Below are 26,854 nucleotides of genomic sequence, written 5' to 3'. Positions count from 1 at the left end.
ACTGCCCGGTGCTGAAACGCAGCCGAGCATGGCTCGGCTCTACGGTAGTGCCGAGCCATGCTCGGCAGTGCTCTACGGGATCAATACAGGTCCGTTGGATCCACATCCAGCGACCAGCGCACCTTGCGTGCTTCCGGCAGCGCGTACAGCTGTGGCACCAGCTGCGAAAGCACGCCATGCAGTGGCGGCCGCTGCATGGCAGACAGCAGCAGCTGCGTACGCTGGTAGCCAGCGCGGCGTGGCATCGGTGCTGGCATCGGCCCGTAGGCCTCGACCACGTCCTGCTCGCCCAGCAACTGTCGTGCGGCCAGCAGGAACGCATTGGCATGCTCCACGTGCTGCGCTTCGGCGCGCATCAGCGCCAGGTGCGCGAATGGCGGGAATCCTGCGGCTTCCCGCTGGTTCAACTCCGCCTGTGCGAACGGGTGGTAACCACCGCTGACCAGGGTTTCCAGCAACGGATGCCCGGGGTGATGGGTCTGCAGCCAGACCTCGCCGGGGTCACGTGCGCGCCCGGCGCGACCGGCCACCTGGATCAGCTGTTGCGCGAGTTTCTCGCTGGCGCGGAAGTCAGCGGAGAACAGGCCTTCGTCGATGCCCACCACCACCACCAGGGTCAGCTTCGGCAGGTCGTGGCCCTTGGCCAGTATCTGCGTGCCGACCAGGATGCCGGGCTGGTCGCCCAGTCTCGCCAGCTGCTGTTCCAGTGCATCGCGACGTGACGTGGTGCCGCGGTCGATGCGCACCACAGGGACGTCGGCGAAGGCCGCGGTGAGATGCTCTTCCAGGCGTTCGGTGCCGATGCCCTGCGGTTGCAGCGCCAGGCTGCCGCAGGCCGGGCATGCCAGCGGTGCCGGTTGTCGCGCGCCGCAGTGATGGCACTGCAGGCGGCGGCCGCCGCCATGCACGGTCATCGGTGCATCGCAGCGGTTGCACGGTGCGGTCCAGCCGCAGTCGTGGCACAGCAGTACCGGCGCGTAGCCACGCCGGTTCTTGAACACCAGCACCTGCTGGCCGCGCTGCAGGTGCTCGTCGATGCCGGCCAGCACATCAGCCGAGAGGCCATCGTGCAGCGGCCGCTTGCGCACATCGAGGATGCGCACACGCGGTGGCCGCGCATCACCGGCACGCTGCTTCAGGCGCAGGTGGGTGTAGCGCCCGGCGTAGGCGTTATGCAGCGTTTCCAGCGAAGGCGTGGCACTGCCGAGCAGCACCGGAATGCCGAGCGCCTTGGCCCGGACCAGAGCGAAATCGCGCGCGTGATAGCGGATGCCGTCCTGCTGCTTGTAGCTGCCGTCGTGTTCCTCGTCGATGATCAGCAGCCCGGCCTGCGGCAATGGCGTGAACACCGCCGAGCGGGTGCCGACGATGACCCGTGCCTCGCCGCGCGAAGCCGCAGCCCAGACGCGCGCGCGCTCGTTGTCGTTCAACCCCGAATGCAATGCGTGCACGGCGATGCCAAGGCGGCCGCGGAAGCGTGCCAGGGTCTGCGGGGTCAGACCGATTTCCGGCACCAGCACCAGCGCCTGCCTGCCCTGCGCCAGGCAGTGGATGATGGCCTGCAGGTACACCTCGGTCTTGCCGCTGCCGGTCACGCCATCCAGCAGGAAGGGCTGGAAGCCTTCGGCGGCGTTGATGGCGGCCACCGCTTCGGCCTGGTCCGGGTTGAGGGTGGGGCCGGGCAGCGGCTGCGCATGCTGCGGTGCCACCGTCATCGCCACGCGCTCTGCCAGCGCACGCTTGGCCAGGCTGCGCGCGGCGGTGCGCCAGTCCTCCATGCGTTCGCCCAGTACATCCTCATCCACCACGGCCCCGGCCAGCAGTTCGGCCAACTGCCGCGGGCGGCTGCCGGCGCGCAGCTTCCCGCGCTGGGCATGGCCTTCGGGGGTCAACTGCCAGCCCCAGTGGTGGGTGTCGGGCAGGGCTTCGCCATGACGCAGCGGTCCTGGCAGGGCGGTGCTCAGTACCTCGCCCAGCGGTGCGTGGGTGTAACGCGCCAGCCATTGCAGGCTCTGCCACAGCTCCCCCTGCAGCAGCGGCTGCGGGTCGCACCAGGCCAACGCCTGGCGCAGTCCCTGGCCGTCGTCGGTCTGGCCGTGCCCCACCACCACCCCGACCAGCTCGCGGTTGCCGAACGGCACCTTCAGGCGGCAGCCGACCGCAACCGTGGGGCCATCGCCCTCCGGCGACAGGTAGTCGAACAGACGGGGCAGGGGGACGGGCAGGGCGACCTGCAGGGTCGGAATCGGTGAAAGCATCGGGCCAGTGTACCGGGCCATGCGCGCGCGAATGGCGGGGTGGGAGACGGCGGAGCGGCGCCCGTTGAATCATAAATGTCACCTAAATATCGGTGTCCATTGGAGATTCAGGCTTATCCACATGTTCTGTGGATAACGTTGTGCGTTACCGGTCGACGGGAACGCAGGAGGCCGATGGCGACGAGCTCACGCTTGGGTTGGTCAAAAAATAGCCACACTTAAAAACTATTCAAAATCAACAGTTTAAGTGTGAAACATTGCTGAAACAGAGTGAATTCAGCTGCTTGCCGCAGTTTCCCGCGCCGGGAGCGTGGTGCTGTGCACAACCTGCAGCACGAAGTATCCGTGGGCGCAAGTCCTACGGGCGTCGATTGCCTGCCGCTATCATTCCCCCAGACCTTTGGAGTGACCGATGACGGCTGTGCCCGCCCCTGTTTCCTCGACCGCGGCCGGCGCGCTGTCGGCGTTCCTGCGTGGCGTCGAGCGCCGCGCCCTGGTGGTGGCTGAGCTGCAGTGCGGCGATGCCGCGCGCGCCGAACAGACCCTGGTGGCAGTGATGCGCGCGTTCGCGGCCGTTGCCAGCGACCTGCCGATGGCGCAGTGGCCGACCCGCTTCTGGACCCTGCTGGGCCAGCGCCAGGCCCTGCGCGAGCCGGTGGGTGGCCAATGGGCGCCACCGTTGGCCGCGCTGGCTGCGATGTCGCCGCTGCCGCGCCTGGCGCTGCTGCTGCGGGTAGGCGGCAGCCTGGACGAGAGCATCGCCACGCGCGTGCTCGACCAGGACGAGGCCGGCTACCAGCACCTGCTGGCCGATGCCTGCCCGCGCGATGCCCAGGGCCAGCCCGATGCCGCGGCCTGGCGCCAGTTGGCCGAACAGGTACAGGCGCGTATCCGTGAACTGCCGGCCACTCGCCTGCAGCAGCTTCAGCAGCCGGCGGCACCCGCCGCCCACAATGAAGCGCCGACCTCCAGCTGGCGAGCACCGCAGCGGGACGAGCGCGCGGCCGCCCATGGCAAGCGCCGTCGTACGGGCGCCAAGCCGCGCTGGCGTGGTCCGCTGATCCTGCTGGTAACCGTGGCGGTGCTGCTGGCCGCTGCGCTGGGTTGGCGCTACCTGCAGGGACGTTCCTTCGGCAACGATGCGCCGCTGCCGGAAGGCGTCGTGGGCGAGGCCGGTCCGGTGACGGTGGAAGCCCTGCCACCGAGCAAGGTCGACGCCACGCCGGATGCAACGCATGCCCAAGCCAATGACGACGCAGCGATGCTGGCCGATCGCGACTACCCGCTGGTTGCCGATGCTGACCTGTACGCATGGACCGCCGCGGGCGGTCCGCTGCCGGTGGACGAATCGCAAGCCAAGCCGAGCCGACCGGAGCCGGCCAGTGCCACGCTGGAAACCGCCGCCGCCGATGAATAAGTCCGTGTTCGCCAGCCTGTTGCTGGCCTTGCCGCTGTCCCTGTCTGCGGCGCCGCAATCGTTGAACGTGCCATTGCCGCCGCCATCGCCGGCCACCCCGGCCGTGCCGCCGGCTTCGACCGCGGCACCGGCTGGCTTTGCCCAGCTCGATCCGCAGCAGCAGCGCCAGCGCCGTGCCGACTACGCCGCCTGGCGCGCGTTGCCGGAAGGAGAGCGCGAGCGCATCCGCCAGGCCGCTGCGCGATTCAATGCGCTGCCCGCGGACCAGCAGCAGCGTCTGCGACAGCAGTTCGGCGATCAGGACCAGGCGTTCCGCGACGGGTGGCGGCTGGGCCCGCAACTGGGCCTGGAATTCCCAAAGCTGCATGGCTTGTTCGGCTTCGTGCCTCCGGAGCAGCGCGAGACCGCGCTGGCCGTGCTGCGTCAGCTCAGCCCGGCGCAGCTGGCCCAGCTGGCCCTGGTCGCGCAGCGTACGCCGCCGCAGGAGCGCGACGCCGTGCGCAGCGCCTTCCTTGCGGTGCCGGCCGCCGAACGCGACAGCTGGCTCAAGCGCCAAGCGGGCCAGTAAAAAAGGGGACGGAGGGGATTAAGTCGCATTCGGCACTGACTGGCCAGATACGACTTAATCCCCTCCGTCCCCTTTTTGCTTGGGGCAGCCGGAACCCAGCATTCACCCCATGTCATGGGAATGCGCGCGCCGGGCGCGTAAGATGACCGGCCGCAACCCGGTGCCTGTGCCCTTCGCGCGCAACCGTAGTTCGCGTCAAGCACCTTATGTCTACTGCAACCTCCACGCCGCGCTTCAGCAAGGAAGTCGGCGCTACCGGTCTGCTCGCCCTGCCGCTTGTGCTGGGCCATGTGTCCACCGGTCTGATCTCCTTCGTCGACAACGTGATTGCCGGCCACCACGCCACCGCGACGCTGGCTGCGGTGACCATCGGTACCGCCCTGCTGTGGCTGCCGATGCTGATCCCGATCGGCACCCTGATCTCGCTCACCGCCTCGGTGTCGCAGCTGCACGGCGCTGGCCGCGAGCGCGAGATCGGCCCGCTGTTCCGACAGGCGCTGTGGCTGGCGTTGGGCCTGGGCCTGATCATGTTCACCTTCCTTACGGTGGTGCCGCCGCTGCTGCCGGCCTTCGGCATCGCACCGGACATCGTGCCGGGGGCGACTGCGTTCCTGCATGCGGTGCGCTGGGGCGGCCCGGCGCTGACCCTGTACTTCTGCATGCGCTACCTCAGCGAAGGCATGCACTGGACACTGCCCACCATGCTGCTTGGCTTCGGTGGCCTGCTGGTGCTGGCGCCGCTGGGCTATGTGCTGGCCAATGGCAAGCTCGGTTTCCCGGAACTGGGCGCCGAAGGCCTGGGGATCGCCTCGGCGGTGATGATGTGGCTGCAGGCAACCGCATTCGCCCTGTATCTGCGGCGGACCAGGCGCTTTGCCCATATGCAGCTGTTCTCGCACTTCGAAGGGCCGCGCTGGAAGGCGATCTGGGACCTGCTGCGCACCGGCCTGCCGATCGGCATCACCGTGCTGATGGAAGGCGGCCTGTTCATCGTCACCGCGCTGCTGATCGGCCGCCTCGGTGCCAATGAAGCGGCTGCGCACCAGATCGCGATCAACGTCGCCCAGCTGTGCTTCATGATTCCGATGGGCGTGGCCGAGGCCACTACCGTGCGTGTCGGCCATGCGGTCGGCCGCGGCGATGGCTTCGGCGTGCGGCGCGCGGCCTGGGCCGGCTACGCGATCATCATGGGTACGCAGACATTGTCGGCGGCGGTACTGCTGTTCGGCCACGATGCCATCGTCGGTGTCTACACCAACGACCTGGCGGTGGCCGGCTTGGCCTCGACGCTGCTGCTGTACGCGGCCACCTTCCAGTTCCCGGATGGCATCCAGGTGCTGTCGGCCGGCGCGCTGCGCGGCCTGAAGGACACCCGTGTGCCGATGTTCATCGCCATGTTCGCGTACTGGGGCCTGGGCATGCCGCTGGGCGCCGGGCTCGGCCTGGGGCTGGGCATGGGCCCGCAGGGTATGTGGATCGGCCTGATCGTGGGCCTCACCGCCGCTGCCATCCTGATGGGCTGGCGCCTGCGGCGCAGCAGCCTGCGCATCGGCCAGTCGATGCTGTCCTGAACTTCCGCCCCGCCCCGGCCACCCGTGGCGGGCGATCCCCTGACTTGTGTCCGATGCCGCATCACGCGGCACCGGCTATGCTGGCACCACGGCAAGAAGCCATCCGGAGCGTTCCATGAATCACCCCGTGCCCCCGCTGCCCCCGGCGCGTCGCAACCCCGTCGCCAGTTTCTTCATCGGGCTGTGGGACGTCATGAACTTCACCCGCCGGTTGATCCTCAACCTGGTGTTCTTCGGCCTGCTGTTCCTGCTGCTGGTGATGTTCGTCATCGCCGCAGGCATGGGCGCCGGTGCCAGCAAGTCGCTGCAGGACCGCACCACCCTGGTGATCGCGCCGGAAGGCCGGCTGGTCGAGCAGTTCAGCGCCGATCCGGTCAGCCGCGCGCTGGCCAAGGCGGTGGGCGACAACGGTGCCGAAGAGATCCAGCTGCGCGACCTGCTGCGGGTGATCGAGTCGGCCAAGGAAGACAAGAAGATCGAGCGCGTGGTGCTGGAGCTGGACAAGCTGCAGCCCTCGGGCTTCGCCTCGCTGCGTGAAGTGGCTGCGGCACTGCAGGACCTGCGTGCGTCCGGCAAGCAGCTGGTGGCCTACAGCGAGAGCATGGGCCAGTCGCAGTACCTGCTGGCCGCACAGGCCGACGAGGTCTACCTGGACCCGATGGGTTCGGTGGTGCTTGAGGGCCTGGGCCGCTACCGCCAGTACTTCCGCACCGGCCTGCAGGACAAGCTGGGCGTGGACGTGCACCTGTTCAAGGTGGGTGAGTACAAGTCCGCAGCCGAGCCGTACGTGCTCGACGCGGCGTCGCCGGCCTCCAAGGAAGCCGACCTGTTCTGGATGAACGACGTATGGCAGCGCTACCTGGGCGACATCGCCAAGGCCCGTCGCCTGGATCCGGCACAGCTGGCTGCCGGCATCGATACGCTGCCGGAAGGCATCGCTGCTGCTGGTGGTGATCTGGCCAAGTTCGCCCTGCAGCAGAAGCTGGTGACCGCGCTGAAGACCCGCGAAGAGTTCGAGGACCTGATGATCGAGCGCGGCGTGGCCGACGAAGATGCCGACGGTGGCTTCCGCAACGTCGACTTCGGCACCTACCTGGGCCAGCTTGATGCGCGCCGCAACCCGGTCGACAACCGTCCGCAGGTGGCAGTGGTGGTGGCGTCCGGCGAGATCAGCGGCGGTGACCTGCCGGCCGGCCGCATCGGTGGCGAATCGACGTCGGCGCTGCTGCGTGCCGCGCGCGACGACGACGATGTCAAGGCGGTCGTGCTGCGCGTGGATTCGCCGGGCGGAGAAGTGTTCGCTTCCGAGCAGATCCGCCGTGAAGTGGTCGCCCTGCAGGCCGCCGGCAAGCCGGTGGTGGTATCGATGGGCGACCTGGCCGCCTCCGGTGGCTACTGGATCAGCATGAACGCCGATCGCATCTACGCCGATCCGTCGACGATCACCGGTTCGATCGGCATCTTCGGCATGGTGCCGAACTTCAGCCGCGCGCTGGACAAGATCGGCGTGCACACCGATGGCGTCGGCACCACCCGCTTCGCCGGTGCGTTCGATGTCACCCGGCCGATGGATCCGGCCGTGGGCCAGGTCATCCAGTCGGTGATCAACAAGGGCTACGCCGACTTCACCGGTCGCGTCGCCGACGCCCGCAAGAAGCCTGTCGAGGCCGTCGACGAAGTGGCCCGTGGCCGCGTGTGGAGCGGTGCGCAGGCCAAGGAACGTGGCCTGGTCGATGCCTTCGGTGGGCTGAAGGATGCCGTGGCCGACGCCGCCAGCCGTGCCAAGCTGGGCAAGGCCGACGCTTATCGCGTGCGCTACATCGAGAAGGCGGCCACGCCGTTCGCGCAGTTCGTCAGCGGTTTCGCCGGCAGCCGCGCTGGTGCCTGGATGCTGTCCGATTCGGGCATGGCGCGGATGGTGCTGGCGCGCACGATGCCGGAAGTGGATACGCAGCTGCGCTTTGTCGAGAACGCGGCCCGCGAAAAGGGCAATGGCGCACCGGTGAAGGCGCTGGCGTACTGCTTCTGCGGGTTCTGACCGGAGCACATCCACGCATGGCGTGGATCTACTGTAAACGCCCGGCTTCGGCCGGGCGTTCTCGTTGGTGGGGTCGGATCCCTTTGCCCGCAAAGGGTTCTGACCCCACAGGTCACTGCGTCGCGTCGGCCTTGGCCTTGCGCTCGCCCGCAGCGGCGTCATCGACTGATTTCTGCGCGCCCTTGGCGCGGTCCAGCGGCTCCTGCATCGCGCGCGCCATCGCCTTGGGCACCGGTGGCTTCTCCGGGTTCGGCGTTGGCGGGCGCTGGCAGGCGGACAGCAGCACGGTGGCCAGCAGGGACGTGGACAGGACCAGGGTGCGCATGGCGGCACTCCGTGATGGGCGTGCGGGCAGTGTCGCATCCTCGGCAGGGGGCGGCCGTGAGCGCGTATCCTTGTTGCATCGAAACACAGCGGGCGCGGCCCCGGAGGACTCATGACCCAGCAACGGTGGCGGCTGGACGGCCAGACCGCCCTGATCACCGGCGCCAGTGCCGGCATCGGCTTGGCCATCGCGCATGAACTGGCCGGGTTCGGTGCCGACCTGATGATCGTCGGCCGCGATATCGACATGCTGGAGACCGCGCGCGACGAGTTGCTGGATGTGTATCCGCAGATGCAGGTGCATGCGCTGGCCGCCGATGTTTCCGACGACGAGGACCGCCGCCAGATCCTGGACTGGGTGGAGGACCACAGCGATGGCCTGCATATCCTGGTCAACAACGCCGGCGGCAACGTCACCAAGGCGGCCACCGAGTACTCCGAAGACGAGTGGCGCAAGATCTTCGAGACCAACCTGTTCTCGGCGTTCGAGCTGTCGCGCTACGCACATCCGCTGCTGGCACGCCACGCGTCGTCGTCCATCGTCAACGTCGGCAGCGTGTCCGGCCTGACCCATGTGCGCAGTGGCGTGGTCTACGGCATGACCAAGGCGGCGATGCACCAGATGACCCGCAACCTGGCCGTCGAGTGGGCCGAAGACGGCATCCGCGTCAACGCAGTTGCACCGTGGTACATCCGTACCCGGCGCACGTCCGGCCCGTTGTCGGACCCGGATTACTACGAGGAAGTCATCAATCGCACGCCGATGCGTCGTATCGGCGAGCCGGAGGAAGTGGCTGCAGCCGTGGGCTTCCTGTGCCTGCCGGCGGCCAGCTATGTCACCGGCGAGTGCATCGCGGTGGATGGTGGATTCCTGCGCTACGGGTTCTGATCGCTCTGCTGTAGAGCCGAGCCCTTGCTCGGCTGCACTCCGCCAACGGCAGCCGAGCATGGCTCGGCTCTACAACAGATCCACCCCATGGGCAGGTGCGGCCATGCCGCCGCTATCACCCCGGCACCGGGCAGTTGCTGGCCTCCAGCACACCCTGCAACCGCTCGCGCTCCTTGCGCGCGCTGTCGCGGTTCTCGGGCGCGGCGAAGCGCTCCCGGCCGCGGGCATCGCGGAAGCGCTGCTGCCAGGCACCGCAGCGCTGCGCTTCGGGAAGCGCTTCGCACTGATCGCGCACCACTTCACAGCTGGCGGCATTCACCGGCGTCACTCCGCCAAGGCCCTGTACTGTCATCAGCTCGCAGCGACCTGGCGCAGCCTCGTACTCGTACAGGTAGCCGCCGCCCTGGCTGTCGGTGCACTGGAAGATAGGAGGAAGCGGCGGCTTCGGTGAACCGTCACTTCCAGCAGCACGGGCCTCGGCATCGCGACGCAGCGTCGCGCTGTCAAGGATCTGGTCGTCTCCTTCGTGTTCGACCATGCCTGCTTCCATGATCGTGCGTCCTTCGTCCGCGCGTCGTGCCTTCGCTGGGGCCGCAGGCGCAACACCCGGGTTGGCCGGCAGCGGCGCGGGTGTTTCCACCGGGGTGGGGGCAGGTTCAGCGGCCACAGGGGCAGCGGCGGCCGGCTGCGCGTTGCCCTTGCCGGGTATGCGCAGCACCTGCTGCTTGCTGCCAGTGGGGCATGGCGTGCGCTGCAGGGTAGGGATGTCACTGCTGCTGGAGGTACAGCGGTAGATCACGCCCTCTTCGGCCAATGCGCTTCCAGGCAGCAGCACCAGGAGCAGCCAGATCACTCGGTTCATGCGTACAGCGTACAGGCTGCGGCGGCTTGCTGCGGTCAGCGTTCGCAATCGCGCGACAGGCGCGCATCGATGCCGCGCTGTTCGTTGCTGATGGCGGTGCGTTCACTCTGCAGCGCACTGTTGTACCGGCGATCCAGTTCCCAGCGGCGATCACGCAGTCGCGCACAGACTTCCTGCGGCGGCAACGCATGGCAGCTGTCGCGGACCAGCACGCTGCCGGCCGGAACCTGCACGCCCATGCCGATCGAGGGGGGACGATAACCCGCGCCTTCGCCGATCGGCGTGCCGGTGGCCGGGCGCGGTCCGGGGTAGGCCGGGCCGTGATGGGCGTGTGGCAGCCAGACACTGGTCCACAACGGCACCCAGCGCGGATTGCCTTCGTTTTTGTCGCTGGTATAGCGTCGGCCATCATCGCTCACGCATTCGTACATCGGCTGCGGCGGCTGGATGTAGACGTGGCGGACTTCGCGCTCGCGGATGACCGGGGTTTCGCCGGGCGGCGGAGGCGGGGCATCACTGCGCACCACCCGTGGAGCGGGATCGCGCGGGCGCTGCAGGTCGCGAACCTGCTGGCGGCCGCTGTTGCAGGGCGTGTCCTGCAGGGCCACGGCCCCGTTGCTGGAAACGCAGCGGTACACCCGCACGTCTTCGGCTGCGGACGCCGTCCACGGCAGCAGCAGGCACAGGCTGAAGGTGGCGCGCAGCAGGCTCATGGCGGCAGCGTGTGTGATTGTCCGCGGCAGTGCAATCGGCGGCTCAGGAGCGCAGCACGTTGCCGCTGAGCGCGTCGCGTATGGGGGTGGGTTGGGCCAGGCCACCGGTCTGTCCGTCAAGGATGCCGTCGAGCAGGCGCAGCAGGCGCGGATCCAGCTCTTCGCGGCTGCGCGCCGGTGGTTCGCCGGCCAGATTGGCGCTGGTGGAGACCAGCGGGCCGCCCCAGGCACGGCAGAGTTCGGCCACCAGCGGGTGCGCGCTGATGCGCACCGCAATGCCGCTGTGTTCGCCGGTGACCCAGGGCTGCGCGCGCGGGCCAGCGGGCAGGATCCAGGTGTTGGCGCCGGGCCAGCTGGCCAGTACCGCGCGCTGGCGGGCGTCGGGCAGCGCCTGCAGGCGCACCCAGCCTTCCAGCTGCGCCAGCTCGGCCGCGACCAGGATCATGCCTTTCTCGATCGGTCGCTGCTTCAGCCGCAGCACCATGTGCACTGCCGCTTCCTGCGAGGGATCACAGCCCAGGCCCCAGACCGCTTCGGTCGGGTAGGCGATCACGCCGCCGGCGCGGAGCGTGGCGACAGCAGAGTCCAGGGTGAGTTCTTTCATGGCGGCGACCGGCCCGGCGTGGGCCTCCATTATCCCCCTGCTGCGTGCAGAAGGGGTGGTCGGCGTGGACGGTAGGTGCGGACCGTTGGTCCGCACACCTTGCCCCTCATCCACGCATGGCGTGGATCTACTTCTTCGCAGCGGCCTTCTTGACGGCTTTCTTCGCCGGGGCCTTCTTTGCGGCGGCCTTCTTCACCGCCTTCTTTGCCGGCGCCTTCTTGGCAGCAGCCTTCTTCGGCGCCGCTTCCTTCTCCACTGCCGCCTTCTTGGCCGGTGCCTTTTTCGCTGCCGCCTTCTTGGCGCCGAAGCCCTTGCGCACCGGCTTGCCGGTTTCTTCCATCAGCTGCTGCACTTCGGCCAGGGTCAGCGATGCCGGCTCGCGGTCCTTGGGGATCTTGCCGTTCATCTTGCCGTCGCTGATATACGGGCCGAAGCGGCCGTTCAGCACCTGGATGTCGCTGCCCTCGAATTCCTTGATGATCCGGTTGCGCGCGATCTCTTCCTTCTCTTCGATCAGGAACACGGCACGGGCCAGGTCGATGGTGTACGGGTCGTCTTCCTTCTTCAGCGAGGCGTAGGTGCTGCCACGCTTGGCGAACGGCCCGAAGCGGCCGATCCCGACGCTGACCGGCTCGCCCTTGTCCTCACCCAGCGCGCGCGGCATCAGGAACAGCTCCAGCGCGTCTTCCAGGGAGATGGTGTGCATCGACTGGCCGGGGCGCAGCGAGGCGAACTTCGGCTTCTCCTCGGCGTCCTCGGCGGTGCTGCCGATGGCGGCATACGGCCCGAAGCGGCCCAGACGCACGCTGACCGGCTTGCCTGTCTTCGGATCGGTGCCAAGCTCGCGCGCGCCACTGGCCTCGGCGCGGTCGACCGATTCCTTCTTGTCTTCCACCAGTTCCTTGAACGGCTCCCAGAAGCGAGCCATCAGCGGAATCCACTCTTCTTCGCCACGCGAAACGGCATCAAGCTCGTCTTCGAGCTTGGCCGTGAAGTCGTAGTCCACGTACTGGGTGAAGTGGCTGGACAGGAACTTGGACACCGCGCGGCCGACGTCGGACGGGCGGAAGCTGCGGCCTTCCATTTCCACGTACTTGCGGAACAGCAGGGTCTGGATGATCGAGGCGTAGGTCGAGGGACGACCGATGCCGTACTCTTCCAGCGCCTTCACCAGCGCCGCTTCGGTGTAGCGCGGCGGCGGCTGGGTGAAATGCTGTTCGGCCTGGATGCGTTCCAGCGGCACGCGGTCGCCCGGCTTCATCGCCGGCAGCTTGCGGCCTTCGTCCTCGTCCTCGGCGCTCTTGCTGTCCTTGCCTTCCTCGTACACGGCCAGGAAGCCGGGCACCACCACCGTGGTGCCGCTGGCACGGAACACGTGCTCGCTGCCGGCCGACAGGTCGACGCTGACGGTATTGAGCGTGGCCGGGATCATCTGGCAGGCGACGGCGCGCTTCCAGATCAGTTCGTACAGGCGGCGCTCGTCGTCGGTGAGGAAGCGTGCGACCTGGGCCGGGGTGCGCAGGGCCGAGGTCGGGCGCACCGCTTCGTGCGCTTCCTGGGCGTTCTTCGACTTGGTCTGGTAGGTGTTGGGCTGGTCCGGCAGCGAGGCGATGCCGTAGTCGCGGGCGATCACGTCGCGGATTTCCGCCAGCGCGTCCTGCGACAGGTTCACCGAGTCGGTACGCATGTACGAAATCAGGCCGACGGTGCCTTCGTCGCCGATGGCCACGCCCTCATACAGCTTCTGCGCAACCTGCATGGTCTTGCGGGTGGTGAAGCCGAGCTTGCGCGAGGCTTCCTGCTGCAGGGTCGAGGTGGTGAACGGTGGCGCCGGGCGGCGCTTGCGCTCCTTGCTGGCCACATCGGTGACATGCAGCGAGCCCTGCGCGGCCTGCTGGATACGCAGGCGGGCGGCTTCGGCGGTGTCACCGTCGGTGATGGTGAACTGCTCGAACTTCTGCCCGTCCAGCTTGACCAGCTTGGCGTTGAAGTGCTGCGACGGGTGCGCGCATTCGGCCGCGATCGACCAGTATTCGCGGGCGACGAAGGCTTCGATCTCTTCCTCACGCTCGACGATCATGCGCAGCGCCGGGCTCTGCACGCGGCCTGCGGACAGGCCGCGCTGGACCTTGCGCCACAGCACCGGCGACAGGTTGAAGCCGACCAGGTAGTCCAGCGCGCGGCGCGCCTGCTGGGCATCGACCAGGTCGCTGGCGATCGCGCGCGGCTGGCTGATCGCTTCCTTGATGGCGCGCGGGGTGATCTCGGTGAACACCACGCGCTGCATCGGCTTGTCCTTGACCAGCCCGCGTTCCTTCAGGATCTCGGCGATGTGCCAGCTGATCGCTTCACCTTCGCGATCCGGGTCGGTTGCCAGCAGGATGTCGTCGGCACCCTTGGCGGCCTTGGCGATCGCATCGACATGCTTTTCGTTCTTGTCGATCACGTCGTAGTGCATGGCGAACCCGTTGTCCGGGTCGACCGCGCCTTCCTTCGGGATCAGGTCACGCACATGCCCATACGAGGCCAGGACGGTGTAGTCCTTGCCGAGGTATTTGTTGATCGTCTTGGCCTTGGCTGGCGATTCGACGATGAGCAGGTGCTTGGGCATGTCGGGAGAGGTCTGTGGGCGGACCGGGAGAAGGGGCCGCTAGGGTGGAGCAAACGGCCGCATTAGTGAAGCGGCCACGGGCAAATCCATAAACTGAACGCCCGGTAATGTGCCGGGCGTTCAGGTTTCACCTTATTAGAGGAATCACGCCCGGCCGGCCCGTGTCAAGCAGCCAGGCGTGAGGATGGCCGTTCACGAGGCCATCTTGGCGATGAAGCCTACCGCGAACACCAGCAGGGCCAGGCCGACCAGAGACAGCAGGCCGGTCAGCACGAGCACCAGTACGGTTACCGTGCCCAGCTCCCGGCGCTGCAGCTGCGGCTGGTCGGTGTAGGCCCAGCGGTCGACCACGAGGGTGTCGCAGACCATGTCGTGCAGGCCCTGCTTGCGTTCGGTGAAGGCGGCCATCAGGAAACCGATGCCGAGCGTGAAGCTGCTCAGCAGCATGGCCCAGTAGCGACCAAATGCGCGGGCCTTGGTCAGGCGTTCGCCGTTGCCGCGCACCACCTTGATACCGACTGCCATCTTGCCCAGCGTGGCGCCGCCCTGCGAGGCATGGAACCAGGTGTAGTAGGCCATGCCGATGCCGAGGTTGATCAGGGCGCTGGCCAGCTGGGCAACGATCTCGATGGCCGATTCGCCGCTGCCCACCGCGCCCATGCTGGCGCCGAGTATCGCACCAAGAATGGCACCGATGATGCTGCCGGGGACGACCAGCACGAAGTAATCGATCATGTAGGCCGCCACACGCTTCCAGAAGCCTGCGTAGACCACTTCACCGCCAACCACCGGCTGCGCGTGGCCACCGCTGCTGGTGGCCGCTGGAGCGCTGTAAGGCGAGCTGCTGAGCGCGCCGGTGCCGGGCAGCGGTGCGGTGCCGCTGTCGATGGCGGCGTAGTCGCTGCGCAGGTCGAACCCGCCGCTGCTGCTGGCAGTGCTGGCATCGGCCAGCGTCTGCAGGCCGAGCTCGTCGACCATCTGCCGCAGCGCAGCCCACTGGGCCATGCCCTCCCGCCAGACCAGGGTGTCCAGGTTGAGCTGGCCGCGCTGGAAGCGCTGGCGGATCTCCTGGACCGGCAGCGGGCCCTGGCGTTGCTGCCCTTCGGCGTAGTACCACTCAGTCATTGCATGTTCCCTGTTGAATCATCCTTGGAGGTGCTGGCGTGCGCGCGGTTCAGCCGCGGCACGACGGCGGCAGGTACTTGTCGTTGCTCTCGCCGCTGCATTCCCAGCGGCCGCTGTCGCGATCGTATTCCAGCCACAGCAGATCGCCATCGAGGCTCTTGCCGGGCAGCGCCAGGGTGGCTTCGATGCCGCAGTGGCCGTTGTTGAAGCGACCGATGTTCACCGCTGACAGCCCTGCATGGCCGAAATCACCCGGGGCCGGGAAGCCGGCGTCGTTGCCACCCGGGCAGCGGCCTTCGTCATCGGCGAAATGCTGCACCTGGTCCTTCAGCGGCTGCAGTGCGGTCACTGCGCCGGCGACCTTGGCGCGAAGGGTGTAGTCGTTGTAGGCGGGCAGCGCGATGGCGGCCAGGATGGCCACGATCGGTACCAGCACCAGCAGCAGGCCGCCGCCGATGATGGCGGTCAGGGCGCAGCCGGACAGCTTCTTCTTCGGCGTCGGCAGGGCGCTGGCCGCTGCGCTGGTGGCGTAGGGCGTGGACGGTGGCAGCACCGGTGGCTGCGGCGGAGGCGGTGCTGCCGGCTCCGGTTCGGGTTCCACGGGCGGTGCAGCGGCGTCCAGCGCCGGCACGATCAGGCCGAGCTCGTCGACCACGGTGCGCAACGGCTGCCATTGCGGCAGGCCGTCGCGCCAGACCAGGGTGTCCAGGGAGATCTGGTTGTTGCGGAACAATTCGACCAACTGTTCCGCCGGCAGCGGGCCTTGCTGCCGGTTGCCTTCTGCATGGAACCACTCGCTCACGGGGACGCTCCTGAATGCGCTATGCCCCCAAGTGTACGGTCAGTGCAGGGGTTCTGGCTCGTCCATGAACATCTGCGTCTCCATCCAGGCATACGCCGCCTCGGAGCCGGGCTGGTTGAACAGCACCATCAGCACGACCCACTTCAGGTCGTCCAGGTCCAGTTCGTCCTGGTCCAGGGCCATTGCCCGGTCCAGCACCAGCTCGCGCTGGTCGGCATCGAGGATGCCGTGCTGTTCCAGGTACAGCAGGAACCCGCGGCATTCCACGTCCAGCTTGTCCAGCTCGGGGCCGTGGTACACGCGAACGGGGCCATCGACCCGAGCCTGGGCCACGCTCGGCCGCTGCGCGGCCAGGGCATCGAGCCAGTCGAACGCCTTGTTGATCTCGGTTGGGCTGAAACCGGCCTGGATCAGGCCGTTCTGGAGCGAATCGCGGTCACGGATCAGGTCCGCATCTTCGCTGAAATAGTGTTCAAACAGGTACAGCAGTACATCCAGGATGCTCTCTTTCATTGCCCCTCGGCCTGCGTCGCGCGACGCTGTGGAGGTGAAGAAACTAGGGAGTTCGACAGTAGCGGCCGTGTACGCACACCACGATTCCCGCCAGTTCCATGGCCAGCAGCATGGAGGACACCTGGGGCGCCGTCAATCCACAGCGTGTGATCAGTGAATCCATACTGCTTGGGTTGTGCTCCAGCGCCCGCCACAAGCACTGGTAGTCAGGGTCGTCGGCCCAGTGCGCCGGCAGGCGTGCAGGCGGTGCCTGTTCAGTGGGGGTGGCCAGCCGTGATTGCAAGCCCGGCAGCTGCTGGCGGAGGGCGGGGGCCAGCAGTTCGAGGACCTCCTCCGGGCGCTCGACCAGTGCGGCACCCTCGCGGATCAGCCTGTGGCAGCCCGCAGCGCGCGGATTGAGCACCGAGCCGGGCAGGGCGCAGACCTCGCGGCCGGCCTCGGCGGCCAGGCGTGCGGTGATCAGGGCACCCGAGCGTTGGGCGGCCTCGACCACCACCGTGGCCAGGGCCAGCCCGGCTACCAGCCGGTTGCGGGCAGGAAAGTGGCCGGGGCGTGCGGGCGTGCCGGGCAGGTACTCGCTGAGCACCACGCCTTCGGCGGCGATGCGCGCCTGCAGCCGGGCGTGGCTGTCCGGATAGGCGCGGTCCGGTCCGGTGCCGATCACCGCCACGGTGCAGCCCCCCGCGTCCAGCGTGGCCTGGTGGGCGGCGGCATCGATGCCCGCCGCCAGGCCGCTGGTCACCGCCAGCCCGGCGTCGACGAAGCAGCCGGCAAACCGGGCTGCCAGCGCGCGTCCGCCCGGCGTTGGCGAGCGGCTGCCGACCAGCGCAACCGATGGGCGCCAGGCCCGGCTGGGGTCGCCGGCGATGAACAGCGCAAGGGGGGGATTGGGGACATCCAGCAGGGGCGGGGGGAAGGCCGGATCGGTGAAGGCCAGCAGGTGCTGGTTGTCGTCTTCCAGCCAGCGCCGTGCTACGGCCAAGGCCCGGGCGTCGGGGCGGTCCAGTGCGGCGCACTGCTCTGGCGTGCAACCGTGCGCGCGCCAGTTCGCGGCACCCTGCGCGATCGCGGTTTCCGCCCTGCCTGCGGCCTGCAGCAGGGCCCGCCGTGGTGCCAGCGCGCCGCCTGCCATCAACAGGCGCAGCAGCGCCTCGTCAGCTTGGTTGGTCATCCCCCCACTATCGAGCGCATGCAACAAAGGCGCCCTAGGGCGCCTTCGCATGTGGCTGTCAGACTTTGCCGGAGACCGCCCCTGTAGAGTCGACTGTCAGTCGACTACCGCGCGCAGCGCGGGCGCTTTCGGGGGGCGGTGAAGAGCAGTCGACTAACAGTCGACTCTACCGCGCATCCGGGTGCAGTGCGTTGTATCCAACGCGCACCGGCTTCACGCCCTGCATCACCAGTGCGTAGCTGACGTTGTCGAAGGTACGGAACACCATGGCGTGTGCGGCGTATTCGTCCGGCAGCGAGACGCGGCCGGCGCCGGTGCTGAGCGAATCATCCATGCGCGAGGAGTTCGGGTACTTCATGCGGTGCGCCACGTGGCGGCCCGGGCGCCACAGCGAGAACACGGTGCCGTTGTCCACGCCCTGCGCGCGGCCTGCGGAGATCGCGATCACGTCGCGCGGCCCACCAGCGGTGAACATGTCGGCAACGGCCAGCACGCGCACGTCGACGCCCTCGACACCGGCGGCCGGGACATGGGGGATGAACTGCAGGTCGTAGGGCCTGGCCTCGACCGGGACCAGGCGGTCGCCCGCACGTACCTCGCGGCCGCCCTCGTTCTTGTCCAGCACCAGGGTGGACGCCTCGACCTTGCCGCCGGCGACGTGGGTGATGGTGCCGGTGGCGACCTGGGCCAGCTCATAGCCAAGCACGCCGCGGCGGTGGTTGGGGGCGTTGTAGGCCCGCCACAGGTTGCCGCTGCCCGGGGTGACGTCGCCGTTGGCGGTCAGGTCCTCGGTGGGCTTGGGCTGGGCGTAGCGCACGGTCGGGCGGACCACGGCCCAGCGCTGGCCCAGCTGGGCGTCGGCCAGGCGCACGTACACCGCGCTGCCGCTGGTGACGCGCAGGCGCTCTTCTTCCAGGCCGGCCACGTAGGGCAGCTGGTCGATGCTGTCGACCACGCTCAGCTGCTTCAGGAACGGCTCGACCTGGGCCAGCGGAATGGCATCGATCGGGGCTTCCTGGCGCGGGCCGGGCTTGGCAGCGACGGTCACCCGGTCCAGGTAGGCCAGGCTGAGCACGTCACCGGGATAGATCAGGTGCGGATTGGCGATCTGTGGATTGGCCTGCCAGATCTCCGGCCACAGCCAGGGCTTCTGCAGGAAACGTGCGGCGATATCCCACAACGTATCCCCTTTTCGGACCACATAGGTGTCCGGGTGCCCGCCATTCACTTCCACGGCGGTAGCATAGGCAGCCACGGTCAGCATCGCCGCGGCGACGACCGTACGAAAACGAAGCAACATAGGTGTGAAGCCCTGATTCCCCAACAGGTCCGCGCACTATAGTCCAGAAACCGGGGCGCAAGGCAAGCGTTGGAGCTAGAATCTGCGACGTATGCCGGCGTGCCGGCCCATTACCCGGAAACAGCCATGGCCCTTCTCCCCATTCTCGAGTTCCCCGATCCGCGCCTGCGTACCAAGGCCGCGTTGATCGACGCCGCTGAAGTCACCACGCCGGCCTTCCAGGAACTGATCGACAACATGTTCCAGACCATGTACGACGCGCCGGGCATCGGCCTGGCTGCCACCCAGGTGGACGTGCACAAGCGCTTCATGGTCATCGATGTCAGCGAAGAAAAGAATGAACCGCAGGTGTTCATCAACCCGGAAATCGTCGCCAGGGAAGGGGGCCGGGTGTACCAGGAAGGTTGCCTGTCGGTTCCGGGCATCTTCGCCGACGTGACCCGTGCCGATACCATCACCGTGAAATACCTGGACCGCAACGGCAAGGAACAGCAGCTGGAGGCTGGCGAAGTGCTGGCCACCTGCATCCAGCACGAGATGGACCACCTGGACGGCAAGCTGTTCATCGATTATCTGTCGCCGCTCAAGCGCGAGATGGTGCGCAAGAAGCTGGCCAAGCAGCGCAAGCACGTGGCGTGATCGCCAATCCGGGCCACCCTTCGGGTGGCCCGTGCCTGCGCGACGCGCGCGGGCTGTACGGCGCCGGCCGACGGCGCCGTTTTCTTTCCTGCACGAATCCATCCTGCAAGTGGGGTAGCCATGAGGATTGTCTTTGCCGGTACGCCGGAATTCGCGGTGTCGTCGCTGCGCGCTGCGGCGCGCCACCACGAGGTCGTGGCCGTCTATACCCAGCCTGACCGCCCGGCCGGCCGTGGCCGTGGCCTGGCGCCGTCGCCGGTCAAGCTCGAAGCCGTGGCCCGTGGCATTCCGGTCTACCAGCCCGAATCTCTGAAGGATGAAGCTGCCCAGCGGCAGCTGCGCGACCTGCAGCCGGACCTGATGGTGGTGGTCGCCTACGGCCTGATCCTGCCCAAGGCGGTGCTGGCCATTCCGACCCATGGCTGCTGGAACGTGCATGCCTCGCTGCTGCCGCGCTGGCGCGGTGCCGCGCCGATCCAGCGTGCGATCCAGGCCGGCGATGCGAAGACCGGCGTCTGCCTCATGCAGATGGAGGCCGGCCTGGATACCGGCCCGGTGCTGCTGCACCAGGAGCTGCCGATCGCGGCCACCGATACCGGCGGCCAGCTGCATGACAAGCTCGCCGAGCTTGGTGCCCAGGTGTTGTCCGATGGCCTGGGCCTGCTGCGCGCGGGCATCAAGCCGATCGCGCGGCCGCAGCCGGAACAGGGCGTGACGTATGCGCACAAGCTGGACAAGGCCGAAGCCAGGCTGGACTGGGCGCAGGACGCCAGCGCGCTGGCGCGTACCGTGCGCGCGTTCAATCCGTGGCCGATCGCCGAGGCAACGCTGGCCGGCGAACGCGTGCGCATCCATGGCGCGGTGGCACTGGAGGCAGACCACGGCCAGGCGCCGGGCACGGTGCTGGCCGCCGGCCGTGATGGCATCGACATCGCCTGTGGCCAGGGCGCACTGCGCCTGCGTGTACTGCAGCGGGAAGGTGGCAAGGCGATTACTGCGGCCGACTACCTCAACGCCCGCCGCGATCTGCGCGTGGGAGCATAAGCGGTGTCGAAGCAGAACGATTTCTCCGTCGCCAAGGCGGCGCCGGGAGCGGCCACGCGCATGCTGGCCGCACGCGTGCTGGCACAGGTGTTCACCCGTGGCCGGTCGCTGAAGGCCGAACTGGCCTGGGCGCTGCCGAAGCTGGCCGACAGCCGCGACCGCGCGCTGCTGGAAGCGCTGTGCTTCGCCGTCCTGCGCCGCCGCAGTACCTATGACGCGGCGCTGCAGTCGTGGATGCAGAAGCCGCTGTCGGCGCGTGATGCCGACCTGCGCACGCTGCTGATGGTCGGGTTCGCCCAACTGGACGTGCTGGCGTTGCCGGCGCACGCGGCGTTGTCGGCCACGGTCGATGCCGCGCGTGCCCTTGGTCGTGAGCGCCAGGCGGGCCTGGTCAATGCGATCCTGCGCCGCGCGCAGCGCGAAGGTTTCCCGGAACAGCCTGCGCGCGATGCCTTCCCGGCGTGGCTGGCCGATGCCGTCGAGCGCGACTGGCCGGCCCAGGCCGAGGCGATCTTTGCCGCCAGCCTGCAGCCGGCGCCGTTGTGGTTGCGCGCCAACCGCCAGCAGGGCGGCCGCGACAAGGCACTGGCGACGCTGGCCGAAGCTGGCATTACCGCGCAAGCCAGTCCGCTCAGCGCCGACGCGTTGCGCCTGGCCTCGCCGGTTGCCGTGAATCAGCTGCCCGGCTTCGCCGAAGGCGCCATCTCGGTGCAGGACCTGTCGGCGCAGTGTGCGGCCGACGCGCTGGCCCCGGCGGCCGGTGCCCGCGTGCTGGACGCCTGTGCGGCCCCCGGTGGCAAGTCGGCGCACCTGCTGGAGCGCGACCCCGGCCTGCGCCTGCTGGCGCTGGATATCGACGTGCGCCGCCTGGCCCGTGCACGTGACACCTACGTTCGCACTGGCGTGGGCGAGCATGCGCAGACCCTGGCTGCCGATGCCAGTGATCCGGGTGCCTGGTGGGATGGCGTGCCGTTCGACGCGATCCTGCTCGATGCCCCGTGCTCGGCCACCGGCGTGATCCGGCGGCAGCCGGATGTGATGTTCCACCGACGTGCCGAGGATATCGATGCGCTGGTCGGTGTGCAGGCCCGCCTGCTGGAGGCCTGCTGGTCGATGCTGCGTCCGGGCGGCGTGCTGCTGTATGCCACCTGCTCGATCCTGCGTGCGGAGAACATCGACCAGGTGCGGGCGTTCCTGAAATGGCACCCGGACGCGGTGGCAGAGCCGCTGGATGACCGATTCGGCCTGGACTGCGAGGGAATCGCGCGCCAGCGACTGCCGGGTGACAGCGATGCTGACGGATTCTTTTACGCGCGTCTGCTAAAAACAGCCTGACCCCCCGCTGACGTTCCGAGTCCCATGCTGAATTCCCGCGCGTCGCGCGAGACGTGGTTGTTCGTGGCGATGGCCCTGCTGCTGCTGGGGGCCGGGCTGGGCCTTCGTGATCCGTGGCCATCGGACGAGCCGCGCTTTGCGCTGGTGGCCAAGCAGATGGTCGACAGCGGCCACTGGCTGTTCCCGCACCGCGGTACCGAGTTGTATTCGGACAAGCCGCCGATGCTGATGTGGTGGCAGGCTACGCTGTACGGCCTGGTCGGGCAGTGGCGCGTGGCCTTCCTGCTGCCGTCGCTGCTGGCGGCACTGGGTACGCTGTGGTGCGTGGTCGACCTCGGGCGGCGGCTGTGGACACGGCGGGTGGGGCTTTACGCCGGCTGGGCGCTGCTGTTCGCGCTGCAGTTCACCTTCCAGGCGAAGAAGGCGCAGATCGATCCACTGCTGCTGCTGTTCATCACCCTGGCCAACTACGGCCTGCTGCGCCACCTGTTGCTGGGACCAGGCTGGCGCTGGTGGTGGCTGGGCTGGTTCTTCGCTGGCATCGGCGTGATCACCAAGGGCGTGGGCATGCTGGCGCTGCTGATGATCGTGCCGGCGGTGACCGCTGCGGTACTGCAATGGCCACGGGTGGCACTGCACGCGCGCGATGCCCGCTTCTGGCTGGCGCCGCTGGCCTTCCTGCTGGCGGTGTCGTTGTGGCTGGCGCCGATGCTGCTGGCCGGTTTTGCCACCGGTTCGGACGAATACCGCGCGTACATGGACGACATCCTGTTCCAGCAGACGGCGCGTCGCTATACGCACTCGTGGGACCACCACCAGCCCTGGTGGTACTTCCTGGCGATCATGCCGTCGATGTGGATCCCCGCGTTCCTGCTGCTGCCGTGGGCGCTTCCGGCTTGGTTGCGGCGGCTGCGCCGGCGCGATCCGCGCTATCTGCTGCCGCTGTCCTGGTGGTTGATGGTGGTGCTGTTCTTCTCGATCCCCGACGGCAAGCGCGATGTCTACATCCTGCCGGCGCTGCCGATGTTCTGCCTGGCGCTGGCGCCGTTGCTGCCGGGGCTGCTGAAGCGGCGCGATGTGCAGGCCGTGGTGGGAGTGTTCACCGGCCTGCTGTCACTGGGCCTGGTCCTGGCTGGCGCGATGGCGGTGCTGGGCGACCCGGCCTTCGAGCTGCGCCTGACCCACAGCCGCGGACTGGCGCCCGGCGCCGTCGACGCGCTGGCCTGGACGATCCTGGCGATGGGCGTGTGGGGCGCATTGAGCCTGCTGGCCTGCGGTCGTCGCCGGCATCTGGCGCTGGTGTCGACCCTGGCGATGGTCTGGGTGCTGTACAGCCTGGTCGGCTACCCGCTGCTGAACGATTCCAGTTCCGCCCGCGGCCTGATGCGCACGGTTGGTACACGCCTGGGCCCGGATGCCGAGCTTGGGCTGGTGGCCTGGAAGGAGCAGCATCTGCTGCTGGCCGACCGCCCCGCAGCGACCTTCGGTTTCGAGGCGGACTGGGACGAGCAGCTGATTGCGGCCACGCGCTGGCAGCGGCTTGCGCCCGAACGCCGTTGGTTGCTGGTCCACGAGTACGCAATGCTGTCGTGCGTCGACCGCAGCCGCTCTGAACTGGCCGGCGTAGCCAACCGGCGGCGCTGGTGGCTGGTGCCGGCGACGGCGGTGAAGGTGCCCTGCGTGGTCACCGCAGAGGAGCGGGAGCGTGAACGGCGTCTGCAGGAACATGACTAGTCCCCCCCTTCCTGCTTGTCCAGTCTGCCCAAGCGGGACCAAAGGCAGTAAAACAGCAGGCCGGGATGGCCTGCACCGCCCCTTCCCGTTCTTTCCAGCCGATTGCAGCGATACTTCCCGACGTGCCAGCTTCACCGGACAACCTGAACCTCATGGCCGGCGATCCGCTGGGCGCTCCCGCCGGCGGACGTCAGCGGGTGGCGCATGGGCTGGCCCAACTGGGCCTGTTCTGCCTGCCGGCACTGGTGCTGACCGTGCCCATCAACCTGTTGCCGTATGGCCTGCTGCTGCTGCTGAGCACGCTGCTGGCGCCGGAGCTGCTGTGGCGCGCGCGCGGGATGGCCGGCCAGCCGGTGAAAGTGCTGGCCTGGCTGATGCTGGCGGTGCTGGCGCTCGGCCTAATGTCGGTAGTGTTGTTCGAGCAGGGCCTGCGTGACGTCGACAACCGGTCGCGGTTCGTGGTGATCCCGTGGATCGCGCTGTGGGTCTGCGCGCTGCGTCCCGACGTGCGGTGGCTCTGGTACGGATCATTGACCGGCCTGCTCGCCGCCTTCGCGATGTCACTGTGGCAGGTGCTGGGTGGCGCCCCGCGCGCAGAGTTGTTCACCAACGCCATCGTGCTGGCCGACATCGTGATGGTTTTGATGGTGCTGCTGGTGTTCTGTCGCCCGTCGCGGCGCTGGTCGCTGGTGATCCTCGGCATGGCGGCCGGCTGCGGCACCATCGTGCTGACCGGCAGCCGCGGTGTGTTCGCCGCCTTGCTGGCGCTGCTGGTGGTGCTGACGTTGAGCCTGCGCTGGCGTACCGGCGCGGCGCGCCTGTCGGTGCTGGCAGGCATGCTGGCAATCGGTGCGACCCTGCTGCTGTCGGTACCGGAACTGCGCCACCAGGTCCGCCTGAGCGAGCTGCACAGTGACGTGCAGCGGATGGAGTTGGGCGACAGTGATTCTTCCGCCGGTGCCCGCGTGGAACGCCTGCAGGTGGCCTGGGAGACCTTCCTCGACCACCCGCTGGTGGGTGTTGGCATCGGTCATTTCGACAGCGCGATGCTGCGCGTGCCGGTCTGCCGTGAGAACCCGGAAGAGTTGCGTTGCCACCTGGGGCATGCGCACAACGATGTTGCCGAATGGGCAGCGACCCAGGGCGTACCGGGCCTGCTGCTGTTGCTGGCGGTGTATGGCATCCCGCTCTGGTTGTTCGTGCGCCTGCATCGCCGCAGCGGACGGTCGACCTTCCGGGGGCCGGCCGCAGCCGGCATCATGCTGGTGATCACCTACGCACTGTGCGGCTTGACCCAGTCGATGTTCGCGCACCAGATGACAGCCAGTTTCTACGTGACCCTGGTCGGCCTGCTGACCGGCCTGTCGATCGTCGAGGGCGCGCGCCACCGGGCAATCACCGGGGCGTGATCCAGCGGCGCCCCGGACAGGGCCGGGCGATCAGGGGTCCGGCGGGTCAGCCACGGCCTGGCCGTTGCCCAGCATCCACAGCATGATGGTTTTCTGCCGCACGTAGTTGGCGCGTACGTAGGCATAGACCAGTCCATGCCAGCCGTCGCGGAAGCCGCCACGGAACAGGAAGCCGCGCCAGAACCGCCAGGCCGGCGCCAGCACCAGCTTGCCCAGCGTGGCCCGCTTGCCGCGTGCGAACTCGTGCTCGGCCATCATCCGCGCGTATTTCTCGGTCTTGGCCAGCTGCTGCTGCAAGGAGCGGTACGGATAGTGGACCAGGTCGCCACGCAGTGTACCGACGCTGCCGTCGACGCTGGCAGCCTCGTGGATCTCGCGCTTGCCGCGCCAGCCGCCCTGGCGGCGGTCGAACAGGCGCAACACTCGGTCCGGGTAGGCATTGCCATGGCGCAGGAACCTGCCGAAATACTCCGACAGGCGGGCGAAACGGTAGCCGGCATGGCCGCTGAAGCCACTGTCGCGGGCCTGTTCGATGGCCGCGCGCAGTTCTGGACTGATCCGTTCGTCGGCATCCAGGCACAGTACCCAGTCGTGGCGGGCCTGCTCGACGCAGAATGCCTTCTGGCTGCGGAAACCGTCGAACCGGCGCTGCAGAACACGGGCGCCGGCAGCTTCAGCGATGGCGACGGTGGCATCGGTGGAGTACGAGTCCACCACCACGATCTCATCGCAGAACGCCAGCGAGGCCAGGCAGTCGCCGATGCGCCCGGCCTCGTTGAACGCGATAATGCACGCCGAGATGCGAGGCCGTTCGATGGGAGCGGTCGTGGAGGACATGATGGCCGGGTACCTGTTGTTTGCGACGGAGCGCTATGCGCTGCCTATTCTCGCCCCGTTGGCGCAGGCCTTGCACGCATCCGGGCAGGAGGTGGCGGCCTGGTTCGAGGACGGCGCGGCCGGCAGCAGCCTGCCGGGGGTGCCCAACGTGGGCCTGAAGCAGGCCCTGGCCCTGCGTCCGCGGGCGGTGTTCAGCGCGGCCAACTGGGTGCCGACGTTCCTTTCGGGCGCCAAGGTGCAGCTCTTCCATGGCTTCAACGTGGAGAAGCGGGACAGCGCGCGCGGCCACTTCCGGGTGCGCGGCATGTTCGACCTGTACTGCACGCAGGGGCCGGCCACCACCGCGCCGTTTCGTGAGATCGCGGCCCTGCAGGGCCACTTCGCGGTGGCCGAGACGGGCTGGCCGAAGCTGGATCCGCTGTTCCGCGACGATGGTGGCGAGAGCGCCGCGCTGCGCGCCGCCGCTGGAGGACGCCCGGTGATCCTGTTCGGTTCGACCTTCACCGAGCGCCTGAGCGCAGCGCCGCACCTGCACCCGCAGATCGCCGCCGATATCGCCGCCGGTGACCATTACTGGCTTCTCACCCTGCACCCGAAGTGCCCGCAGGACCTGTTCGAACGCTACCGCGCGCTGGCCGGCGCCAATGCCCGCTTCATCGAGCCGGAGCAGGTGATGTCCGCGCAGCGCGCCGCCGACGTGCTGGTGTCGGATACCTCGTCGATCGTTTCGGAGTTCATCGTGCAGCACAAGCCGGTGGTGACCTTCCGCAACCGCGTGCCCAAGCCACACATGATCGACTTCAATGATCCTGCGCAGCTGCAGGCGATGCTGACGCGTGCGCTGCACCCGGACGCGGCGCTGCAGGCGGAGATCGTGCGCTATGCCGACGCCATCCATCCGTACCGCGACGGCCTGTCCAGCGAGCGGGTAATCGCGGCCACCGAGGATTTCCTGTCCGGTGAAATGGGTGCGCTGCGGCGCAAGCCGTTCGGCAGCTGGATGCGTGATCTGCAGATCCGCAGGGACCTGGGCTATTGGGGCCCGTCGCAGCGGTAAGCCGAGCATTGGCTCGGCTCTAGAGTAGATCCA

The 26,854-nt window shown here is 68.1% G+C and carries 23 protein-coding genes; 11 read left to right on the top strand and 12 right to left on the bottom strand.

Going from position 1 to position 26,854, the window contains the following annotated elements; translation table 11 throughout:
* Positions 1-80: 80 nt before the first annotated feature.
* Positions 81-2,258, bottom strand: a complete 2,178-nt coding sequence (locus tag G370_RS0111870) for a primosomal protein N' (RefSeq protein ID WP_026347105.1) — start codon at positions 2,256-2,258, stop codon at positions 81-83.
* Between the two features lie 412 nt (positions 2,259-2,670).
* On the opposite strand from G370_RS0111870, the gene G370_RS0111865 reads away from it, so the two are divergent.
* From G370_RS0111865 to sppA, 4 genes are all read left to right on the top strand, one after another.
* Positions 2,671-3,675 carry a hypothetical protein gene (locus G370_RS0111865; RefSeq protein WP_019660794.1) on the top strand — a complete coding sequence of 335 codons (1,005 nt, stop codon included), beginning with the start codon at positions 2,671-2,673 and terminating at the stop codon, positions 3,673-3,675.
* A complete protein-coding gene (locus tag G370_RS0111860; RefSeq protein ID WP_019660793.1) occupies positions 3,668-4,243 on the top strand; it encodes a DUF3106 domain-containing protein in 576 nt (191 codons plus the stop codon). The genes G370_RS0111865 and G370_RS0111860 overlap by 8 nt, the downstream gene beginning before the upstream one ends.
* Positions 4,244-4,449: 206 nt before the next feature.
* Entirely contained in the window at positions 4,450-5,814 is a 1,365-nt protein-coding gene (locus G370_RS0111855; RefSeq protein WP_019660792.1) for an MATE family efflux transporter, read from the top strand.
* 115 nt (positions 5,815-5,929) lie between these two features.
* Positions 5,930-7,852: a signal peptide peptidase SppA gene (gene sppA, locus G370_RS0111850; RefSeq protein WP_019660791.1), complete on the top strand. Its 1,923-nt coding sequence runs from the start codon at positions 5,930-5,932 to the stop codon at positions 7,850-7,852.
* 112 nt (positions 7,853-7,964) lie between these two features.
* Here the strand turns inward: sppA and G370_RS0111845 are convergent, their stop codons facing one another.
* Entirely contained in the window at positions 7,965-8,177 is a 213-nt protein-coding gene (locus G370_RS0111845; protein WP_019660790.1) for a hypothetical protein, read from the bottom strand.
* A gap of 111 nt (positions 8,178-8,288) precedes the next feature.
* Here G370_RS0111845 and G370_RS0111840 point away from each other — a divergent pair, with 111 nt between their 5' ends.
* Positions 8,289-9,065: an SDR family oxidoreductase gene (locus tag G370_RS0111840; protein WP_019660789.1), complete on the top strand. Its 777-nt coding sequence runs from the start codon at positions 8,289-8,291 to the stop codon at positions 9,063-9,065.
* Positions 9,066-9,180: 115 nt separating this feature from the next.
* Here G370_RS0111840 and G370_RS0111835 read toward each other — a convergent pair whose 3' ends face one another.
* From G370_RS0111835 to G370_RS0111795, 9 genes are all read right to left on the bottom strand, one after another.
* Positions 9,181-9,927 (bottom strand): hypothetical protein, encoded by a 747-nt coding sequence (locus G370_RS0111835; RefSeq protein ID WP_019660788.1) that lies wholly within the window; start codon positions 9,925-9,927, stop codon positions 9,181-9,183.
* Positions 9,928-9,962: 35 nt separating this feature from the next.
* Positions 9,963-10,640 carry a DUF4124 domain-containing protein gene (locus tag G370_RS0111830; protein WP_019660787.1) on the bottom strand — a complete coding sequence of 226 codons (678 nt, stop codon included), beginning with the start codon at positions 10,638-10,640 and terminating at the stop codon, positions 9,963-9,965.
* 43 nt (positions 10,641-10,683) lie between these two features.
* The gene (tsaC, locus tag G370_RS0111825; protein ID WP_019660786.1) at positions 10,684-11,274 is read right to left on the bottom strand and encodes an L-threonylcarbamoyladenylate synthase type 1 TsaC; all 591 of its coding nucleotides are present in this window, start codon (positions 11,272-11,274) and stop codon (positions 10,684-10,686) included.
* 97 nt (positions 11,275-11,371) lie between these two features.
* Positions 11,372-13,855, bottom strand: coding sequence for a DNA topoisomerase I (locus G370_RS0111820; protein WP_019660785.1), 2,484 nt, complete (start codon positions 13,853-13,855; stop codon positions 11,372-11,374).
* Between the two features lie 192 nt (positions 13,856-14,047).
* A complete protein-coding gene (locus G370_RS0111815; RefSeq protein ID WP_019660784.1) occupies positions 14,048-14,980 on the bottom strand; it encodes an RDD family protein in 933 nt (310 codons plus the stop codon).
* A gap of 49 nt (positions 14,981-15,029) precedes the next feature.
* Positions 15,030-15,782: a pilin gene (locus G370_RS0111810; protein ID WP_019660783.1), complete on the bottom strand. Its 753-nt coding sequence runs from the start codon at positions 15,780-15,782 to the stop codon at positions 15,030-15,032.
* Between the two features lie 39 nt (positions 15,783-15,821).
* Positions 15,822-16,295 carry a DUF494 family protein gene (locus G370_RS0111805; protein WP_005411195.1) on the bottom strand — a complete coding sequence of 158 codons (474 nt, stop codon included), beginning with the start codon at positions 16,293-16,295 and terminating at the stop codon, positions 15,822-15,824.
* Positions 16,296-16,338: 43 nt separating this feature from the next.
* Complete coding sequence (gene dprA, locus G370_RS0111800; RefSeq protein ID WP_019660782.1) at positions 16,339-17,466, bottom strand: DNA-processing protein DprA; 1,128 nt, start codon at positions 17,464-17,466, stop codon at positions 16,339-16,341.
* Positions 17,467-17,632: 166 nt separating this feature from the next.
* A complete protein-coding gene (locus tag G370_RS0111795) occupies positions 17,633-18,766 on the bottom strand; it encodes a LysM peptidoglycan-binding domain-containing protein (RefSeq protein WP_019660781.1) in 1,134 nt (377 codons plus the stop codon).
* Positions 18,767-18,892: 126 nt separating this feature from the next.
* Here G370_RS0111795 and def point away from each other — a divergent pair, with 126 nt between their 5' ends.
* The 5 genes from def to G370_RS0111770 all read left to right on the top strand — a co-directional run bounded on the left by def (position 18,893) and on the right by G370_RS0111770 (position 24,927).
* Positions 18,893-19,405, top strand: a complete 513-nt coding sequence (def, locus tag G370_RS0111790; protein WP_019660780.1) for a peptide deformylase — start codon at positions 18,893-18,895, stop codon at positions 19,403-19,405.
* A 120-nt stretch (positions 19,406-19,525) separates the two neighbouring features.
* Entirely contained in the window at positions 19,526-20,449 is a 924-nt protein-coding gene (gene fmt / locus G370_RS0111785; RefSeq protein ID WP_019660779.1) for a methionyl-tRNA formyltransferase, read from the top strand.
* Between the two features lie 3 nt (positions 20,450-20,452).
* A complete protein-coding gene (gene rsmB / locus G370_RS0111780) occupies positions 20,453-21,784 on the top strand; it encodes a 16S rRNA (cytosine(967)-C(5))-methyltransferase RsmB (protein ID WP_019660778.1) in 1,332 nt (443 codons plus the stop codon).
* A 24-nt stretch (positions 21,785-21,808) separates the two neighbouring features.
* On the top strand, positions 21,809-23,518 hold the full coding sequence (locus G370_RS0111775; protein ID WP_019660777.1) for an ArnT family glycosyltransferase: 1,710 nt from the start codon (positions 21,809-21,811) through the stop codon (positions 23,516-23,518).
* Between the two features lie 152 nt (positions 23,519-23,670).
* Positions 23,671-24,927: an O-antigen ligase family protein gene (locus G370_RS0111770; protein WP_019660776.1), complete on the top strand. Its 1,257-nt coding sequence runs from the start codon at positions 23,671-23,673 to the stop codon at positions 24,925-24,927.
* 30 nt (positions 24,928-24,957) lie between these two features.
* On the opposite strand, the gene G370_RS0111765 is transcribed toward G370_RS0111770, so the two are convergent.
* Positions 24,958-25,764, bottom strand: coding sequence for a glycosyltransferase family 2 protein (locus G370_RS0111765; protein ID WP_019660775.1), 807 nt, complete (start codon positions 25,762-25,764; stop codon positions 24,958-24,960).
* On the opposite strand from G370_RS0111765, the gene G370_RS0111760 reads away from it, so the two are divergent.
* Entirely contained in the window at positions 25,763-26,821 is a 1,059-nt protein-coding gene (locus tag G370_RS0111760) for a CDP-glycerol glycerophosphotransferase family protein (protein ID WP_019660774.1), read from the top strand. The two genes, G370_RS0111765 and G370_RS0111760, sit on opposite strands and share 2 nt — an antisense overlap.
* Positions 26,822-26,854: the final 33 nt, after the last annotated feature.

Source organism: Stenotrophomonas hibiscicola ATCC 19867 (genome assembly GCF_000382065.1).
Classification (GTDB): domain Bacteria; phylum Pseudomonadota; class Gammaproteobacteria; order Xanthomonadales; family Xanthomonadaceae; genus Stenotrophomonas; species Stenotrophomonas hibiscicola.
This window is presented reverse-complemented; position numbering and strand designations above follow the sequence as displayed.